We start from the raw sequence: 16303 nt of genomic DNA, 5'->3' as shown, positions 1-16303 counted from the left end.
GTAGGCGCCCGCGCGGGCGGCGGCCGCTGTCGCGGCGGCGGCGCGGGCGGCCGCGGACTGGTCGAGGGGGTCGCCGGTGACGAGGAGGCGGTAGTAGAGGGGGGCCGAGAGGGCGCGGACGACCTCGTCGGGGTCGGTGCCCTTCGGGAGGTCGCCGCGGTCGACGGCTTCGGTGACGCACGGGGACCACTCGTCGATGCGGACGCGGTAGAAGCGGTGGAGGGCCGCGGCGGTCTGGGGGTCGGAGGCGGCGGCCGCGATGACGGCTTTGAACAGGGGGCCTTGGCGTTCGTCGGTGAGGGTCTTGAGGATCAGGGCGGCGAGGGCGGCCAGGTCGGTGTCGAGGGCGCCGGTGCGGGCGCGCGGGAGCGAGGACTCGGCCATCTCGGCGAGCATGTCGGCGACCAGGCCCGGGACGGTGCCCCAGCGGCGGTAGACGGTGGTCTTGCCGACCCCGGCGAGGCGGGCGACCTCGGCGAGGTCGAGGCCGCCGATGCCCTTGTCGGCCAAGGCGTCCCCGGCAGCGCGGAGCACGGCTTCGCGGACGCGGGCGGTGCGCCCGCCGGGGCGGGACGTGCCCGGGGCGCCAGTGGCCTGATTCATAACGGGACTCCAGTTGCGTTTAGCGGTGTTGCTGAGCTAGCTTAGACCTCGCGTTAATGGAACTGTAGTTCCTTTAGAAGGGATCTCCCATGGAACACCGCCGCCTCGGCCGCTCCGGCCTCCACGTCCCCGCCCTGTCCTTCGGCGCCGGCACCTTCGGCGGCTCCGGGCCGCTCTTCGGCGCGTGGGGCGACACCGGCGTCGCCGAGGCCCGCCGCATGGTCGACATCGCGCTCGACGCCGGGATGTCCATGTTCGACACCGCCGACGTGTACTCCGACGGGGCCTCGGAGGAGGTGCTCGGCGCGGCCCTCAAGGGCCGCAGAGACAAGGCGCTCATCTCGACCAAGGCGGGGCTCCCGATCGGCGAGGGCCCAGGCGACGCCGGGGCCTCCCGCGCCCACCTCGTGCGCGCCGTCGAGGCCGCGCTGCGGCGCCTGGACACCGACTACATCGACCTGTTCCAGCTGCACGCCTTCGACGCCCGCACCCCGGTCGAGGAGACCCTGTCCGTCCTCGACGACCTCGTGCGGGCCGGGAAGATCCGCTACACGGGCGCCTCGAACTACGCGGGCTGGCAGCTCCAGAAGAGCCTCGACGCCGCCGACCGCCTCGGCCGCCAGCGCTTCGCGGCGCACCAGGTCTACTACTCGCTCGTCGGCCGCGACTACGAGTGGGAGCTCATGCCGCTCGGCGTCGACCAGGGCGTCGGGGCCCTGGTGTGGAGCCCGCTCGGCTGGGGCCGGCTCACGGGGAAGATCCGGCGCGGCAGCCCCGTCCCGGACGGCAGCCGCCTGCACCAGACGGCGCAGTTCGGGCCGCCCGTCGAAGACGAAGCGCTGTACCGGATCGTGGACGTCCTCGACGAGGTCGCCGCCGAGACCGGGTGCACGGTCCCGCAGATCGCCCTCAACTGGCTCCTGCGCCGCCCCACCGTCGCCTCGGTCATCGTCGGCGCCCGTAACGAGGAGCAGTTGCGGCAGAACCTCGGCGCCCTCGGCTGGGAGCTCGACGCCGACCAGATCGCCCGCCTCGACAAGGCCAGCGCGAAGACCGCCCCGTACCCGTACTACCCGTACGAGCGCCAGGAGGGCTTCGCGCGGCTCAACCCGCCGGTGATCGCGGCTTAGAGGGCGGCGGAGGCGATGGTGACCGTGTCGGAGCGGCGGTCGCTGGAGCGCATGAGGGCTTCGGGGCGGTCGGTGTAGCCGGGGAGGTCGTCGAGGCCGTGGGTCTGGTCGAAGACCGTGGCGTCGGCGACCTCGCCGTGGAGGGTGAGGGTGAAGCCCTCGGCGGGGACGTCGTAGAACCAGATCTGGTTCGGGCCTTCGGATTCGGTGATCGGGACGTCGGCGGTGGTGCCGTCGGCCAGGGTGACCTCGGCGCGGTCGACGTCGCCGGAGACGCTGAGCCACACGGTGTCCGCGCCGCGCGGGGAGGCGACTTCGAGGGTCGCCGCGTCGGCGGTGCGGGCGGTGTAGACGGCAGTCGGGGCCGGGAGGTCGACGGCTGCGGCGGGGCCGGAGCCGGTGTCGGGGTCGACGGCGTCGACGTAGGCGGCCGGGAGGCCGGACTCGGCGAGGTCGCCGGTGACGTATCCGGCGGTCCAGTCGGAGCGGTCGCGGTCGGTGGAGACCCATGCGGCAGTGCCGGTGTCGGCGTCGAGCACATAGGACAGGTAGGCCTGGCGGGGGTGGTCGGCGTCGAAGCGGTCGACGGCGAGGCCGGTCCCGACGAGGGCGAGGGCGACGAGCGCGGCGGCGGCCGGGATGAAGCGCAGGCGCAGCATCGTCAACAGCGGCAGCGCGGGCGCGGCGAAGAGGAGGATCAGGACCGCGGGGACGGCCGCGAGTTCCAACCCGAAGGCCTCCATGAGGTTCGCGGTCCAGCTGACCTGGACGGCGGCCGGGACGAGGGTGAGGGCGAAGGCGCCGTAGCCGATGAGTCGGGCCCGGCGCGAGCGCCCGTCGAGGAGCATCGCGACCACGAGGCCGACCGCCGCCAGCGCGGGGAGAGCGAAGACGAAGGACACGCCGGGGACCGCGAACACGGTCGCGGTGGCGAGGGCGGCGAGCCAGGCGAGGGGTGCGAGCGCGGTCGCGGCCTCGCCGAGGCGGCGGCGCACGGCCGCGTACCAGGCGGTGAGGGCGGCGACGGCGAAGACGAGGACCGCGAGGTAGTAGAACGTGCGGTTGAACAGGAGGCCCTCCTGGTCGGCGTAGCCGGGGCGCAGGGCCTGGAGCAGGGGCCACAGGCCGACCGCGGCGAGCGCCGAGACGGCAATGGGCGCAATGAAGGTGGCGATCGCGAGGGCGAGGCGCGGCAGGCTCAGGACGCCGCGGGCGCGGGCGAGGGCGGCCGCCGCGATGACGGCGGCGAGGCCGAGGAGCGCCAGGGGCAGGTTCCAGGCGTCGCCGTAGTGGACGAAGAGTCCGAGGAACGAGAAGAAGGTCTGGTCGTGGCCGGTGTCGAGGTCGGCGAGGTCCATGGCGGCGAGGGCGCGGGCGGTGCCGAGGGTGTTCGCGCCGTGGTGCTGGAGGCTCGCGGAGTTGAGGTGGTCGGTGTCGTCGTACGGGGAGTGGTACCAGGCGGCGCCGCCGATGAACGCGTTGTTCAGTCCGATGTAGCCGGCCGCTTGGAGGCGGGTGAAGTCGGTGTCGTTGGGCAGCTGCCGGTACGCCTCGATCGCGGAGGAGTCGCCGTACGGGTGGGGCGCGGCTTCGGCGAACACGTCGATGAGGGCGGCGTTCTCGGTGGAGGTCTCGAACATGAGGGAGGGGCCGGAGACGCCGCGGGCCTCCAGGTTGAACACGACGGTGGGGTCATCGGTGGCGGGGTGGGTGCGGGCGTAGGCCTCGGCGCCGAACAGGCCCATCTCCTCGCCGTCGGTGATGAGGACGACGACGTCGTTGCGGTGCGGCCCTTCGAGGCTGAGGGCGCGGGCGGTCTCGACGATGGCCGCGACGCCGGAGGCGGCGTCGGCGGCGCCGGGGCCGGACGGCACGGAGTCGTAGTGGGAGGTCAGCAGGACCGTGCCGGTCGGGTCGGTGCCGGGGAGGGTGGCGACGATGTTGTCGACCACGCCGAAGCGGACGAGGGCCTCGCCGTCGCCGGGGTCGCGGGCGAGTTCGGTCTGGACCTCGGTGTCGAAGCCGAGTGCGTCGAGTTCGGCGACGAGGTGGTCGCGGACCTCGTCGTGGGCGGGGGTGCCCATCGGGTGGGGTTCGGCGGCCATGGCCTCGACGGTGGCCCAGGCGCGGTCGGCGCTGAACTCGTCCTCCGGGGCGTCGGCCGAGACGGGCGCGGGCGGGGTGGCGTCGATCGCCCAGTTGCCGATGCCGATGAGCGCCAGGGCGGTCAGCACGGCGAAGGCGGCCCAGGGCCGTGGGGGCAGGTGCAGGAGGCGGCCGCGCATGTCAGGTCCTCGTCGACTCGGGGCGGAGGGGCGCCCTCACTGTACTGCCGGGTAACGACGATCACAATCCACGGGGTTCGGGGGCCGTCCGGGGAGGTCGGGCCCGTTGCAGCGCAAAGCGCCCCCGTGCCGGGTGGCACGGGGGCGCTTCGGAAGCCCGGGGCTAGACGGGTTCGAGCTGCTTGTCCTTGGGCTGCTCGGGGACGTCCGCCGGTTCGTGGTCGTCGACGAGCGTGGCCTCGTTGAACGGCTCCTGCCCGGCAAAGACGCGCGTGGCCTGGTCGCGGTCGAACTCCTTGGTCCAGGTGCCGATGAGGACCGTGGCGACGGCGTTCCCGGCGAAGTTGGTGAGCGCGCGGGCCTCGGACATGAACCGGTCGATGCCGAGGATGAACCCGACGCCGTCGACCAGCTCGGGGCGGTGCGACTGGAGCCCGCCCGCGAGGGTCGCGATGCCGGCGCCGGAGACCCCGGCCGCGCCCTTGGAGGCGATGATCATGAAGACCAGCAGGGAGATCTGCTCGCCGAGGCTGAGCGAGTCGCCCTGCGCGGTGGCGATGAACAGCGTCGCCATCGTCAGGTAGATCGCGGTGCCGTCGAGGTTGAACGAGTAGCCGGTCGGGACGGTGATGCCGACGACGGGCTTGCTCACCCCGAGGTGCTCCATCTTGGCGATGAGCCGCGGCAGCGCCGACTCCGAGGACGAGGTGGAGACGATGAGCAGGAACTCCCGGCCGAGGTAGCGCAGCAGCTGGAAGATGTTGACGCGGGCCGCGAGCCACAGGACCGCGCCCAGGACGCAGAACACGAACAGCAGGCAGGTCGCGTAGAACCCGATCATGATGACCGCCAGGCTCTTGAGCGCGTCCCAGCCGGTCTCGCCGACCACGGCCGCGATCGCGCCGAACGCGCCGATCGGCGCGGCCCACATGATCATGGCGAGGATGCGGAAGACGAGGCGCTGGAGGTGCCCGATGCCGACCAGGATCGGCTCGCCCGTGCGGCCCATCTTCTGGAGCGCGAAGCCGGTGAGCAGCGCGACCAGGAGCGCCTGGAGTACCGAGCCGGAGGTGAACGCCGAGACCATGCTCTCGGGGATGATCCCGAGCAGGAACTCGACGGTGCCGCCGCCTCCGGCCTCGGAGGCCGTCTCCTGCGCGGTCGCCGCGGCGGTCGGGTCGAGGTTCATGCCCGAGCCCGGGTGCAGGATGTTGCCGACGACCAGGCCGATCGCCAGCGCGAACGTCGACATGAGCAGGAAGTAGCCGAGGGCGATGAGCCCGACCTTGCCGACCTTCGCGGCCTTGGCCACCGACCCGATCCCCAGGACGATGGTGCAGAAGATGATCGGGACGATCATCATCTTGATGAGGGCCACGAAGCCGGTGCCGAGGGGCTTGAGCTGCTTGGCGAACTCGGGGAACGCGAAGCCGACCGCGATGCCGAGGAGGACGGCGACGATCACGGCGAGGTAGAGGTAGTGGGTGCGATCGCGTCGCTTCGGGGGTGGCGCGGTGGACATCGTTGTCTCCTAGTTCACGGGGAGTTTGACGTAAGTGTCCAAGCGCTTGTGAAGCGAGTCACTATTAAGTTCATTTCGGTCGCGTCAACGGGACGTGATCAAATGTGTCGTGACCAAACCGTGGCCCCTGGCCCGGCAGCTGCTGGTGCTGCAACTCGTCCTGGTCGGCCTGCTCGTGGGCGCCGGGGCGGTGCTGGCGTACGTGGACGCGGGCCGGGCGACCGACGACAACGCGCGCGAGGAGGTCCTGGCGGTGGCCGAGACCGTGGCGGATTCGCCGAGCGTGGAGGCGGCGCTGGAGACGGCCGATCCGAGTGCGGAGTTGCAGCCGTTCGCCGAGCGGGTGCGGGCCGACACGGGGGTCGACTTCATCACGATCATGAGCCCGGAGGGCATCCGGTACACGCATCCCGATCCGGACCAGATCGGGAAGGAGTTCATCGGGAACACCGCGAAGGCCCTTGCGGGCCAGGCGTTCACGGAGACGTACACGGGGACGCTAGGGCCGTCGATGCGCGCGGTGGTGCCGGTGTTCGGGATCAACGGCAAGGTCGTGGCGCTGGTGGCCGTGGGGATCACGATCGAGGCGATCTCGGACGAGCTGAACGAGCGGCTGCTGCCGCTGGCGGGCGTCGCGGTCGGCGTGTTCGTGGTGGGCGTGGCGGGGAGCTACCTGGTGAGCGACCGGCTGCGGCGCCAGACGCGCGGGGTCGCGCCGGCGGAGCTGCGGGACATGTTCGAGTACTACCAGGCGATCCTGCATTCGGTCCGCGAAGGACTCGTCCTGGTGGGCCGGGACGGGCGGATCGCGCTGTGCAACGACGCGGCGCGGGACCTGCTGCGGCTGCCCGCGGACGTCAAGGGCGCGGCCGTGGCGGACCTGGACCTGGCCGCGGACCTGGCGGCGGCGCTGACGGCGGACGAGCCGCGCAGCGACGAGCTGCACCTGACGGACACGCGGCTGCTGCTGGTGAACACGATGCCGGTGGAGTCGCGGGGCAGGTCGATGGGGAACGTGGTGACGCTGCGGGACCACACCGACCTCCAGAACCTGACCGGGGAGCTGGACACGGTGCGCGGGTTCGCCGAGTCGCTGCGGTCGCAGGCGCACGAGTCCGCGAACCGGCTGCACGCGGTGATCTCGCTGATCGAGCTGGGCCGGACCGACCGGGCCGTCGAGTTGGCGACGGCGGAGCTGGAGACGGCGCAGCAGCTCACCGACCGGGTCGTGGGCTCGGTGACCGAGCCGGTGCTGGCCGCTTTGCTGCTGGGCAAGCTGAGCGAGGCGAGCGAGCGCGGGGTGGAGCTGGAGCTGACGGCCGACACGGCGATGCAGGAGGCCGCCGAGGACGTCGACTCGCGGGACCTGATCACGATCCTGGGGAACCTCATCGACAACGCCCTGGACGCGGCCGTCGACAACGCGGCCGAGCGGTCGCCGAAGGTGCGGGTGACGGTGCGGTCGGAGGCCGACGGGCTGTTCGTGCGGGTCGCGGACTCCGGTCCCGGGGTGGACGAGGACGCGGACATCTTCCGCCGCGGCTGGTCGACGAAACCGGACGGCGAGGCCGGGCGCGGCCTCGGCTTGGCGCTCGTGGGGCAGGCGGTGCGCCGCAACCACGGGGCGATCGACGTCGCGAACGATGGCGGCGCCGTGTTCACGGTCCGGCTCCCTATATCGTCGGTCCGATGATCCGCGTACTGGTGGTCGAGGACGACCCGGTGGCCGCCGAGGCCCACCGGGCCTATGTCGAGCGCGTCGCCGGGTTCACGGTGGCCGGGGTCGTCCACGCGGGCAACGACGCGATCCGCTTCTGCGCCAAGAACCCCGTGGACCTGGTCCTGCTCGACTTCTACCTGCCGGACACGCACGGCCTCACGGTGTGCGCGGCCCTGCGGGCGGCCCGCGCGCCGGTCGACGTCATCGCCGTGACCTCGGCCCGCGACCTGTCGGAGGTGCGCGCGGCGGTCTCCTCGGGGGTCATGCAGTACCTGCTCAAGCCGTTCACGTTCGCGACGCTGCGCGGGAAGCTGGAGACGTACCGGACCTGGCGCGAGCAGGTGGGCGGCCCCGGGGAGGTCGGGGGCCAGACCGACGTGGACCGGATGCTCTCGGAGCTGCGCACGCCCGGCGCGGGGCCGCTGCCGAAGGGCCTCAGCGCCTCCACACTGGACGCGATCACGGCGGCGCTCGACGAGGCGACCGAGGGGCTGTCGGCGGCGGCGATCGCCACGGCGGTCGGCATCGCCCGCGTCACCGCCCGCAGATACCTGGAATACCTGGCCGACAACGGCCTGGCCCAGCGCCGCCCGAACTACGGGAGCGTCGGGCGGCCGGAGGTCCAGTACACGCTCGTGCGGGGCTGAACGCGAAGGGGCCGGGACCCGTCGGGTCCCGGCCACCGCCATTGCAGTCCGCTCGGAGAGCGGGGGCGTTAGCGCCAGGCGCTGTCGCGCTGCTTCCAAGCGCTGTCACGCTGCCGCCAGGCGCTGTCGCGCTGCCCGTTGACGTTGTTCGTCATAACTTCTCCCCTCTCGCGTTCGATTCGGTCCCGAGGAATCCCCGGCAAGTGCTTCGCCATTGAATCCCCTGCGGGCGTTCGCGAGTAGAGTCCGTTGAACTCCGTTGAACCGCTCCTCGGCACCCCGGCCGACCACCCCCAGTGGAGGCAGACCCGTGACCTCGAATCCGCGCCCGCCCGGCCCCGACACCGTCGCGAAGCTCTCCTCGTGGCTGGCCGTGCACCTCGCCGACACCGGCCGGACCGTCGCCGAGACCGCCCGCGAGCTGGGCGTGGGCGAGGAGACCGTGCGCGCCTGGCTCGCCGGCCACCCCGTCGAGGACGACGGCGGCGAGTTCGCCCACCTCGACACCGCCGCGAAGCTCGGCGGGTGGCTGCGGGCGCGCATCGCCGACTCCGGCTGCACCGTCCGGGAGATCGCTGAGTCCACTGAGGATGTCAGCCGGGTGACGGTCTACTACTGGATCAAGGGCGAGCACCTCCCCCGGCCCCCGGCCGGGGACAAGCCCGACCGGTTCGACCTGCTCCTGAGCAACCCCCGCCTCGGACTGAGCCTGCGCCAGCGCGTCCAGCTCGACGAAGTCCGCCGCCGCCTCACCGGCACCTCCCTCAAGGCCGCCCCGCCCGCCGCGGACTGGCCCGCCCGCGCCCTGCCCGCCGACGACCGCGCGTTCACCGGCCGGAACGAGGAGCTGCGGCGCCTCGACCGGCTGCTGCGCGAACACGGCCGCGGCAGGGCCGTGGTCATCTCCGCGCTCACCGGCATCGGCGGGGTCGGCAAGACCGCGCTCGCCGTCCACTGGGCCCGCAGCCGGGCCGTCAGGGCGCGGTTCACCGACGGGTGCCTGTACGTCAATCTCAACGGCTACGCCGAGGTGCCGCCGACCAGTCCCGAGCAGGCGCTGACGCGACTCCTGGAGCAGCTCGGCGTCGATCCGAAAGCCGTGCCCACCGAGCTCGACGCGCTCGCCGGGCGGTACCGGGAGGCACTCAAGGGCAGGCGGCTCTTGATCGTGCTCGACAACGCCCACGCCGAACCCCAGGTCCGCCCGCTCCTGCCCGAGGAGGCCGACTGCCTGGTGGTCGTCACCAGCCGCAACCGGCTCGACGGACTCCACGCCACGCACTCCGGGATCACGGGCCTCGCGCTCGACACCCTCACCGCGGCCGAGGCCGCGTCGCTGCTGCGGAACCTGCTGGGGCGCCTGACCGTCAAGGGCGCCAAGGAGGAGGAGATCGCGGCGTTCACCGCCGCCTGCGGCCGCCTGCCGCTGGCGATCCACATCGCGGCGGCCAACTACCTCACCCACCACGCGCGTTCGGCCTCGATCGGCGAGTACGCCCGGACCCTGGCCGGAGACCCGCTCGGCCACTTGAACGTCGGCCCGACCGATCCGTCCACTTCGGTCGCCGCGGCGCTGGGCTGGTCCTACCGGCACCTCACCGGGGCCGCGCAGCGGACGTACCGGCTGCTCGGCCTGTACGCCGGCGCCGACGCCACGACCGCCCTGGCCGCCGCCCTCACCGGCCTGGGCCGCGACGAGACCCGGGCCGCGCTGATGGAGCTGACGCGGGCGAACCTCCTCGCCGAGGACGACCGGGGCCGCTTCTCGTTCCACGACCTCCTGCGCGACCACGCCGCGGCGCTGGCGGACCGCGCCGACACCGCCGCCGAGCGGCGCGAGGCGATGGGGCGGCTGCTCGACCACTACGTGCACACCGCGTACCCGGCGGCGCTACTGCTGCAACCGAGTACGCACCAGCTGGCGATCCCGCTCGGCGAAGCGGCCCCGGGCAGCGACCCCGTGGCCTTCACCGAGCGGGACGCGGCGCTGGCCTGGTTCGAAGCGGAGTTCCCGGGCATGATCGCCACCGCGCTCAACCAGGCCGCCGGGGAGTTCGACGCCCGGGTCTGGCAGTCGGCCTGGTCGCTGTTCGGGTTCTTCAACGTGCGCGGGTACCTCCGCGACCACATCGCCCTCCAGCACACCGCCCTGGCGGCGGCGGCGCGGCTGGGCGAACCGGCCGCGCAGGCCCACTCGCACCGCCTCCTGGCATGGAGCAACACCCGGCTCGGCCGGTTCGACGAAAGCCGCGCGCATCTGGACCGGTCGCTGGAGCTGTCGATCGAAGCGGGCGACCTCGTCGGCCAGGCGGCCACGTACAACAGCCTGGCCGTCCAAGCCGCCCAGCGGCGGGACTACCGCGGGGCGCTCGACCACGCCCGGCGGTTCCTCGACCTGTTCCGGGCCGCGGGCAGCGAGATCGGCGTGGCCCGCGGCCTGGGCGTGGTGGGCTGGTGCCTCGCCCGCGTCGGCGAGTACACCGCAGCGCTCGACTTCTGCAGCCGGGCGCTCGACGCCTGCAAGGCACTGGAATCCGGCGTCCGCTCCAGTATGGAGGCGGACAACTGGACCAGCCTCGCCTTCATCCACCACCAGCTCGGCGACCACGAGCGGTCCCGCCGCTACTACCGGCGAGCCCTCGACCGCCAGCGGGAACTCGGCCAGCACCTGCACGAGGGCGAGACCCTCGATTCCCTGGGCGACCTTCACCACGCCACCGGAGACCCCGACGCCGCCCGCGCCGCCTGGCAGCAGGCGCTTGCGATCTACGCCGACCTGGAGTACTCCGACACCTCCGAACTCCGCGACAAGCTCGCCGCCCTCGACGCCGAACCGGCCTGACCCCACCGGTCCGGTCGAGCCCACCGAGCGCTGTTCCGCAAGCTCGATGTCGGACCTCGGTGGCACCATCGCGGGCATGACCGACACCAAGACCCGCCTGCACCACGATCTGCGAGGCGCCCGCGAGAGCCTCCTGTGGAAACTCGACGGCCTGGGCGAATACGACCTGCGCCGCCCCATGACCCCGACCGGCACCAACCTCCTCGGCCTGGTCAAGCACGTCGGCGGCATCGAGGCGGGCTACTTGGGCGAGGTCCTCGGCCGCCCCATCGCGGACCCGCCTCCCTGGTTCGATGACGACCCGGACGAGCCCAACACCGACATGTGGGCCCGGCCCGGCGAGTCCAGTGCAGCCATCACCGGCTTCTACCGCCGCGTCTGGGCCCACGCCGACGCCGTGATCGACGCCCTCGACCTCGACGCCCCCGGCACCGTCCCCTGGTGGCCCGCCGAGAACGCCGACGTCACCCTCCACCAGATGATCGTCCTCATGATCGGCGAGACCAACCGCCACGGCGGCCACGCCGACATCATCCGCGAACTCATCGACGGCACCACCGGCCTGCGCCCCGACTTCAACGGCCTGCCCGAGAGCAGCGAAGCATGGTGGGCCGACTACCGCGACCGCCTCGAACACGCCGCCCGCGAGGCCGCCGAGCAATAGCCGGCCGCGACCCGGAGGAGGCCGGATGCTGCCGCGGCATTGCCGTTTCCGCTGACGCTCCCGCAACGGGCCGCGCGATGTACTGATCCTGCCGGACGGAACCCCTCCCTGCGGCGGCGGAAGGACGAGACCCGATGAGCACCTTCAGAACAGTGGCGATGTGGACGGGCGTCGCCGTCATCGCGTCGTGCGGCGTGATCCTGCTCGGCGGCGGGAAGGTGGTGTCGGGGGCGCTGATGATCGCCACGGCTTTCACCTTGGCGCTCACGGTCAAGCGGCGCGGGTTCTCCTGGTGGGCGCGCGTCGGACTGGTGTGCGTCGTGCTCGCACTGGTGGCGGCGAACATCTCCACCACCGAGATCCCGGACCCCTCGATGGCGATGGCCGCAGGCTGCACCGAAACCGCCTTCACGGCCACGCCGACCGGATTCAAGTTCCTGGACCAGGTGATCCTCATCTTCAACCACTTCCTCGCCCAGGCGGCGCCTTCCTGAGAGCACCACGCCGCGGAACCGGCTTGACGAGGCCGTGAAGATGATGGGATGCAGCCACTTCGACACGGGTACACCAATCGCACGGTCGGCGACGGCAGGACCGTGGTCAAACACTATGAAGGCCCCGACGCGGCGGCGCGGCGCGACCGGGAGCGGCAGGCGCTCGCCGAGCTCCAGGGAGCCGTGCCGGTCCCGCCGGTGCTCGGCTCCGAGGGCGGGTCGCTGGAGATGGGGTTCGTGGCGGGCGTGCAGGGTCAGGAGCTGATCGAGGCCGGTCATGCGGTGGCGGTGCTTCGCGCTTGCGGCGAGGTGCTGCGGCGGATTCAAGCCGTGCCCGCGCCGCCGGGAACCGTGCTGGTCCACGGCGACTTCGGCCCCAACAACGTGCTCGTCGACCCGGAGGCCTTCGCGGTGACGGCGGTCGTGGACTGGGAGTTCTCCCGCTTCGGCGACCCGCTCGCCGACCTGGCGTGGTGCGAGTGGATCGTGCGGATGCACCACCCCGGCGAGGTCGAGGCCGTCGCGGACTTCCATGCGGCCTATGGCAAGTCGGTGCCGGAGTGGCCCGTGCGGCACGCCGCCATGCTCGAACGCTGCGCCGAACTGCGCGAGTTCTGCGAGCGCTGGGAGCCGGGCGGGGCCGGCGTGCGCAGCTGGGAGGAGCGGCTCGCGGTCACCGCTGCGTGGACGCTCTGACCGGGCGGGGCGGGCGCCCCGCCCGGTTCGGGGGCTAATTCGCGGTCCACGACCACAGTTCCTGGGTGACGATGTAGCTGTAGTTCGACTTGTATCCGCTCGACGCCACGTGACTGCCCGCCTCGGCCCAGTCGAAGTTGCACACCGCCCAGTTGCCGTATCCGAGGTTGTTGCGGCAGTAGCGTTCGTGGACGGAGCCGTTCGAGGTCTCGACCAACGCCATGGCGGCGTAGCCGTCGGCCCTGCCGTCGTACACGTAGACGAGGTCGCCGTCGTACTTCACGCACATCACCGTGGAGCCGAAAGCGTAGTCCGAGACCATGCAGTTGCCCTCCGTCTGCTCGACCGCGGTGCCGGTCTGACAGGACGTTCCACTGTCCCCGCAGCCGATGTAGTAGCTGTCGGCGTGCGCCGCGCCGGGCAGGGCGAAGACCGCGACCGCGGCGACCGCTGCGACAAAGACCGCGCCGCGGCCGAAGGTCCGGTTCGCACTGCGACGCAACCGGTTGACGATGGTTCTCATGGCAAGGGGTCCGTTCAGGAGTCACGTGCCGCACTCTGCGGCAGATACCGCAGCCTAGGACCTTTCCACTAGGCGCGCAATGGTTCTGGGTTCATCTTGTTGTTTTCGCGGGCGCGTAGTGGTCGAGGGCGGTCTCCAGGACGGCTTCGCCGTGGGCGGCGGCGTGGAGGGCGGTGCGGAGGGGGTTGGCCTCGGCGGCGCGGATCGTGCCGGTGACGACGGTGAGGGTGCCGGTGGTCTGGGGCGGGTCGGGGACGGCGCGGTGGCGGCCGAGGAGGTTGAGGACGGCGGAGAGGGTCGTGGCCGGGGCTTCGAGTTCGAAGCGGTCGACCGGTTCGCAGACCACGGTTCCGGCGCGGCGGACCGCCTCGCGGACGACGAGTTCTGTGGTGCGCTTGACGTCCAGAGCGCGCGGCCCGGCCGGCGGGTAGTCGCTTTCGACGACGGTGACGAGCAGGTCGGTGACCGGCCATCCGTGCAGGCCTTCGGAAAGGGGCGCGATGAGGTAGTCCCGCATGGCGTCGCGGTAGCCGTCGGCGTTGCCGTAGACGTGCATCGGGAGGGTGATCAGGTTCGCCGTCACGGCCAGGCCGATCCCGCTGCCGGGGGCGGCAGGTTCGACGGTGACGCCGAGGCTGTAGCCGTACTGGTGCCCGGGGTCGCCCATGCGGACGACGGCGTTGGCGCGGCGGGCGAGGCGTTCGACGCAGACCACGGTGGTGCCGTGGAATTCGACGTCGATGCCGTATTCGGCGGCGAGCGTGTCGGTCAGGACCTCTTGCTGCACTTCGCCGTAGAGGCGGATGCGGGCCGCGCCGCGGTCGGGGCGGACGGCGATGAGCGGGTCGATGTCGGCGAGGTCGGCCAGCGCGCGGTGCAGGTCGGCCTGGCGCAAGGGGTCGGTGGCGATCACGCGCGCTTCAAGGCCGGGCTCGGGCAGGACCGAGGCGGCCGCGGTCGTGTCGGCGCCGATCCAGTCGCCGATGCGGGCGGTGTCGAGCCCCTGCACGCGGCCGATCTGCCCGGCCGCCACGGCGTCGGCGGCCACGGGGCCGCCGGGCGCGAAGACCTCGACGGCGGTCACCGTGGCGGTCCGGTCGGGGCCGAGGACGGCCCGGTCGCGGACGTGCAGGGTCCCTTCGCGCATCCGGACCGTGCAGACCCGCTGCCCCGCAGGCGAACGCTCGATCTTGAAGACCTGCCCGACCGCCGGGCCGTCGCCGGTGCCGGAGGACGCGGGCAGGATCTCGGTGACCGCGGCCGTCAGCTGCTCGACGCCTTGTCCGGTTCTGGCCGAGCCGAACAGCACGGGGTGGACCGTGCCGGCCCTGGTGAGGGCGGCCAGGGAGGCCCTGAGTCGCTTCTCGCCGACGGGTTGCGCGGGGTCGAGCCAGGCTTCGAAGAGGGCGTCGTCGTGCTCGGCCAGCCGCGCGGTCGTCTCATCGGCCCATTGGGGATCGTCCCAAGTGCACGGTTCGGATTCCGTGGCGGTCGTGCCGGGGCGGTGGACCTGCGCGAGCGGGACCAGTGCCGGGGTCAGGCGCTCGGCGACGGCGCGGAGGACCCGCTCGGGGTCGGCGCCGGACCGGTCGATCTTGTTGATGAAGAAGAGCGTCGGGATGCCGAGGCGCCGCAGGGCGCGGAACAGCACGATCGTCTGGGCCTGCACGCCTTCGACGGCCGAGACGACGAGGATCGCGCCGTCGAGGACCGCCAGCGAGCGGTCGACCTCGGCGATGAAGTCGGGGTGCCCGGGCGTGTCGACCACGTTGACGGCGACGCCGTCGGCCTCGAAGGTCGCCACCGCGGCGCGGATGGTGATCCCCCGCTGCCGCTCCAGCGACATCGTGTCGGTCTGCGTGGTGCCGTCGTCGACGCGCCCCAGGCTCGCGATGGCGCCGCCGCGCAGCAGCAGCGCCTCGGTCAGGCTGGTCTTGCCGGCGTCGACATGGGCGACGATCCCGAGGTTGACGCAGCGCCGCGGCGCCCCGTCAGCGGCTTCAGGTCGTGCATGGGCGGACTCGTGCGATCGGTTCATGGCTCCTCATGTGCTGGTCGGTCCTGGATTCGCACATGAATCGGCGCATGATCGGTTTCCTTCGCATTCGGCTGACGGCAACGAGCCCGGACCCGCCGATGGTCCACCCGCAGGTCCCGGCCCGTCAAGTCGATTTCGCGGAGCCGGATCCCGATGAGCCGACAAGCGGCCTTGGGATCGTTACCAAAATTTTCAACGCGCAGGCAACCACGAGGCGGCTTCTGCGCGTACTGTGTGCGACATCGTCGAGTAACGCGGATCCCCCTGCCGCGCAGCGCGTTCCCGACGGCTCGCTCGGTAGTGGACCGAGCGGGTGCCAGAGACGAGAAAGGACTCGCAATGATGCGAAAGAGACTCGCCGCCTTGGTGGGAGCGCTCCTATTTTCGATGACCGTCGTGCTGGGGATCGCCTCCCCTGCGATGGCCGCCGACGAGCCCAACCAGGCCGTGGACGCCGACTGGTCCAGCAACTGCACCCCCAAATACCTCCCCATGGTCGACGGCTGCATCCAGGCCAACGGCGACGACCTGTGGATCAAGGACAACGTCGCCAACGGCTACTCCGTCAAGATGGAGTGGTACGACCTTGACGGCACCCGCACCGGCGAGTGCGTCAACACCCTCGGCCAGGCCAAGGCCTGGACCTACTGCAACAAGGACTTCACCGAAGGCCACGACATCAGGTGGCAGCTCTGCTGGAACTCCGCCAACGGCTGGGACTGCTCCGACTGGTGGACCACCCGGGTCTGAGTGAGTCCGGCCCGCCGGTCCGCATGGGCCGGCGGGCCGTCACACCCCTGTGGCACATTGGGGGCATGTGCCGCAGCATCAAGACCCTGTTCAACTTCGAGCCGCCCGCCACCGACGAAGAGGTCGACGCCGCCGCGCTCCAGTACGTGCGCAAGCTCAGCGGGTCGACCAAGCCGTCGAAGGCCAACGAAGAGGCCTTCGACAAGGCCGTCGCCGCGGTCGCCGAGGCCACCCGGGAGCTTCTCGCCGCCCTGGTGACCACCGCGCCGCCCAAGGACCGCGAGGAAGAGGCTGAGAAGGCGAGGGCCCGGGCCGCCGAGCGGTTCGGGACCGCGTGATCCGGCGGGTGTGTGGCGTGGATCATTGTTGACCTTGACCCGAGGTCAAGG

At 71.8% G+C, this 16303-nt stretch carries 14 protein-coding genes; 9 read left to right on the top strand and 5 right to left on the bottom strand.

What is annotated here, in order from left to right:
* Positions 1-603, bottom strand: a 603-nt coding sequence (locus tag DI269_RS11285) for a TetR/AcrR family transcriptional regulator (protein ID WP_112135839.1), incomplete at its 3' end; no start/stop codon positions are given.
* Between the two features lie 89 nt (positions 604-692).
* On the opposite strand from DI269_RS11285, the gene DI269_RS11280 reads away from it, so the two are divergent.
* The gene (locus DI269_RS11280; protein WP_112135836.1) at positions 693-1733 is read left to right on the top strand and encodes an aldo/keto reductase; all 1041 of its coding nucleotides are present in this window, start codon (positions 693-695) and stop codon (positions 1731-1733) included.
* Here the strand turns inward: DI269_RS11280 and DI269_RS11275 are convergent.
* Positions 1730-4018 carry a M28 family peptidase gene (locus DI269_RS11275; protein WP_112135834.1) on the bottom strand — a complete coding sequence of 763 codons (2289 nt, stop codon included), beginning with the start codon at positions 4016-4018 and terminating at the stop codon, positions 1730-1732. The two genes, DI269_RS11280 and DI269_RS11275, sit on opposite strands and share 4 nt — an antisense overlap.
* A gap of 163 nt (positions 4019-4181) precedes the next feature.
* A complete protein-coding gene (locus DI269_RS11270; RefSeq protein WP_112135831.1) occupies positions 4182-5540 on the bottom strand; it encodes a cation:dicarboxylate symporter family transporter in 1359 nt (452 codons plus the stop codon).
* Between the two features lie 109 nt (positions 5541-5649).
* Here DI269_RS11270 and DI269_RS11265 point away from each other — a divergent pair, with 109 nt between their 5' ends.
* The 6 genes from DI269_RS11265 to DI269_RS11240 all read left to right on the top strand — a co-directional run bounded on the left by DI269_RS11265 (position 5650) and on the right by DI269_RS11240 (position 12603).
* Positions 5650-7233, top strand: a complete 1584-nt coding sequence (locus DI269_RS11265) for an ATP-binding protein (RefSeq protein WP_232822704.1) — start codon at positions 5650-5652, stop codon at positions 7231-7233.
* Positions 7230-7907 (top strand): response regulator, encoded by a 678-nt coding sequence (locus DI269_RS11260; protein WP_112135828.1) that lies wholly within the window; start codon positions 7230-7232, stop codon positions 7905-7907. Before DI269_RS11265 ends, DI269_RS11260 begins: the two co-directional genes overlap by 4 nt.
* 310 nt (positions 7908-8217) lie before the next feature.
* Complete coding sequence (locus tag DI269_RS11255) at positions 8218-10749, top strand: tetratricopeptide repeat protein (RefSeq protein ID WP_112135826.1); 2532 nt, start codon at positions 8218-8220, stop codon at positions 10747-10749.
* Between the two features lie 76 nt (positions 10750-10825).
* Positions 10826-11413 (top strand): DinB family protein, encoded by a 588-nt coding sequence (locus DI269_RS11250; RefSeq protein WP_112135857.1) that lies wholly within the window; start codon positions 10826-10828, stop codon positions 11411-11413.
* A gap of 134 nt (positions 11414-11547) precedes the next feature.
* Positions 11548-11907: a hypothetical protein gene (locus tag DI269_RS11245; RefSeq protein WP_112135824.1), complete on the top strand. Its 360-nt coding sequence runs from the start codon at positions 11548-11550 to the stop codon at positions 11905-11907.
* Positions 11908-11955: 48 nt separating this feature from the next.
* Positions 11956-12603, top strand: a complete 648-nt coding sequence (locus tag DI269_RS11240; RefSeq protein WP_112135822.1) for a phosphotransferase — start codon at positions 11956-11958, stop codon at positions 12601-12603.
* Positions 12604-12637: 34 nt separating this feature from the next.
* Here DI269_RS11240 and DI269_RS27010 read toward each other — a convergent pair whose 3' ends face one another.
* Positions 12638-13126, bottom strand: coding sequence for a hypothetical protein (locus DI269_RS27010; RefSeq protein ID WP_157974903.1), 489 nt, complete (start codon positions 13124-13126; stop codon positions 12638-12640).
* A 91-nt stretch (positions 13127-13217) separates the two neighbouring features.
* Complete coding sequence (locus tag DI269_RS11230; RefSeq protein ID WP_112135820.1) at positions 13218-15164, bottom strand: GTP-binding protein; 1947 nt, start codon at positions 15162-15164, stop codon at positions 13218-13220.
* Between the two features lie 339 nt (positions 15165-15503).
* Between DI269_RS11230 and DI269_RS11225 the strand changes: the two genes are divergently transcribed.
* Both DI269_RS11225 and DI269_RS11220 read left to right on the top strand, forming a co-directional pair.
* Entirely contained in the window at positions 15504-15914 is a 411-nt protein-coding gene (locus DI269_RS11225; protein WP_157974902.1) for a hypothetical protein, read from the top strand.
* Between the two features lie 65 nt (positions 15915-15979).
* On the top strand, positions 15980-16252 hold the full coding sequence (locus DI269_RS11220) for a DUF2277 domain-containing protein (protein ID WP_112135816.1): 273 nt from the start codon (positions 15980-15982) through the stop codon (positions 16250-16252).
* Positions 16253-16303 lie beyond the last annotated feature (51 nt).

The organism is Glycomyces dulcitolivorans (assembly GCF_003265355.1).
In the GTDB taxonomy this organism is placed as follows: domain Bacteria; phylum Actinomycetota; class Actinomycetes; order Mycobacteriales; family Micromonosporaceae; genus Glycomyces; species Glycomyces dulcitolivorans.
Note: the sequence above shows the minus strand (reverse complement) of the source record. Positions and strands in the feature narration are given on the sequence as shown.

Coding starts and splice junctions, on each gene's coding strand:
- DI269_RS27010 (WP_157974903.1), bottom strand. CDS start 13,126: ATGAGAACCATCGTCAACCGGTTGCGTCGCAGTGCGAACCGGACCTTC.
- DI269_RS11250 (WP_112135857.1), top strand. CDS start 10,826: ATGACCGACACCAAGACCCGCCTGCACCACGATCTGCGAGGCGCCCGC.
- DI269_RS11240 (WP_112135822.1), top strand. CDS start 11,956: ATGCAGCCACTTCGACACGGGTACACCAATCGCACGGTCGGCGACGGC.
- DI269_RS11225 (WP_157974902.1), top strand. CDS start 15,504: ATGATGCGAAAGAGACTCGCCGCCTTGGTGGGAGCGCTCCTATTTTCG.
- DI269_RS11220 (WP_112135816.1), top strand. CDS start 15,980: ATGTGCCGCAGCATCAAGACCCTGTTCAACTTCGAGCCGCCCGCCACC.
- DI269_RS11260 (WP_112135828.1), top strand. CDS start 7,230: ATGATCCGCGTACTGGTGGTCGAGGACGACCCGGTGGCCGCCGAGGCC.
- DI269_RS11270 (WP_112135831.1), bottom strand. CDS start 5,540: ATGTCCACCGCGCCACCCCCGAAGCGACGCGATCGCACCCACTACCTC.
- DI269_RS11275 (WP_112135834.1), bottom strand. CDS start 4,018: ATGCGCGGCCGCCTCCTGCACCTGCCCCCACGGCCCTGGGCCGCCTTC.
- DI269_RS11280 (WP_112135836.1), top strand. CDS start 693: ATGGAACACCGCCGCCTCGGCCGCTCCGGCCTCCACGTCCCCGCCCTG.
- DI269_RS11245 (WP_112135824.1), top strand. CDS start 11,548: ATGAGCACCTTCAGAACAGTGGCGATGTGGACGGGCGTCGCCGTCATC.
- DI269_RS11230 (WP_112135820.1), bottom strand. CDS start 15,164: ATGAACCGATCGCACGAGTCCGCCCATGCACGACCTGAAGCCGCTGAC.